This is a genomic window from Pseudomonas sp. PGPPP1, assembly GCF_002255865.1.
Classification (GTDB): Bacteria; Pseudomonadota; Gammaproteobacteria; order Pseudomonadales; family Pseudomonadaceae; genus Aquipseudomonas; species Aquipseudomonas cremoris.
Map to the genome: position 1 here is coordinate 1 of NZ_NKIG01000080.1, position 1,213 is coordinate 1,213.

At 58.7% G+C, this 1,213-nt stretch carries 1 protein-coding gene; it reads right to left on the minus strand.

Translation table 11 applies throughout. From position 1 onward, the window contains the following. Nucleotides 1-39: 39 nt before the first annotated feature. Entirely contained in the window at nt 40-1,020 is a 981-nt protein-coding gene (locus CFE47_RS31180) for an IS110 family RNA-guided transposase (RefSeq protein WP_286843036.1), read from the minus strand. Between the last annotated feature and the right edge of the window lie 193 nt (nt 1,021-1,213).

A 1,213-nucleotide genomic window follows, 5' to 3' on the forward strand; every position in this document is an offset into this window, starting at 1 on the left:
CCGTAGATACCATCTCTCCCACCAATCACAACAGGTCCTCTAAAGGGCCTGTCGTGGTTGATAAGGTCGCTGCGTCTTGAGCACGCCATAGGCAATCTGCAGCAGTTTGCGCATGGCGGCGCCCAAGGCGCTCATTCGGGCTTTGCCGCGTGCCAGTAGTCGTTCATACAGCGCTTTCACGTCGGGGTTGCGCTCTTTGGCGACTATGGCGCCCATGTACAGCTTGGCTCTGATGAGCGGGGAACCGGCCTTGCTCAATACCGTGCGTCCCTCCACCGTCTTACCCGATTGCCAAGGGCGGGGCACCAAGCCGACAAAGGCAGTGCATTGTCGAGCGTCGCCAAAGTTGCGACTGTGCAGCAGGGCCAACAGATGGCGCGACAGCACCTCGCCGATTCCATCGATGCTTTGCAGTAAGGCACGATCGCGTTTGAGATCGTCGTGCCGATCAATGTGGTCGTCGATGTCCTGGCGAATCCGCTCTGCCTCCTGGCGTAGCGCCTGTACCAGGTTGTCGATGGAAGCCAGGACGCCTGGACTTCCGCTGACCTCCGCCTTTTCACGCCGGTTGAGCTCACGTTGCAGATCGTCTTGCAGCGCCTCATGGCGAGCAATCAATGCCTTGAGTTCGCGGACCTCGCGTCGTTCCGGCGTCCAGGGACGTACGGGCTGGGTCGCGCCATAGCGCGCCAGTACCAGGCTGTCCTGCTTGTCGGTCTTGCCCTGTATGCCCAGGCTGCGGGCGTATTCGCGCACCCGAGCGGGATTGAGGACGAAGACTTGGACGCCACGATCATGGAGATACAGAGCCAGCGGCTCGTGATAGACCCCAGTCGCTTCGAAAAAAACCTCCAACTGTTCCACCGTCTCACCCGTCTGGGCGCAACACCAGTCGATCAGCTCGGCGAATCCTGAGGACCGGTTGGCGAAGACCTTAGTTTTTACCTTCAGGCTGGGGACGTCACGCAGCCACAGACAATCGAATTTGTGCTTGCTGATGTCGATACCAATGATCGCCATTTCTCGCTCCTTGCCTTGTGCATACAGCCTCACTCCTGCAGAGGGGCTTGGATACCATTCAGGATGTGGAGAAAGGGAGCCGGCAGGCACACTCTACGACACAGCATCGAGTGCTCAGGTTGGGTAGGTGCTTAACCGGCTCCGGGTAATGAGGTAGCTAATCTCATTACCCAGGAGAGATACAAGGTTGGGT

Excerpts from the sequence above, each read along its gene's own strand:
- CFE47_RS31180 (WP_286843036.1), bottom strand. The coding sequence starts at position 1,020 with ATGGCGATCATTGGTATCGACATCAGCAAGCACAAATTCGATTGTCTG.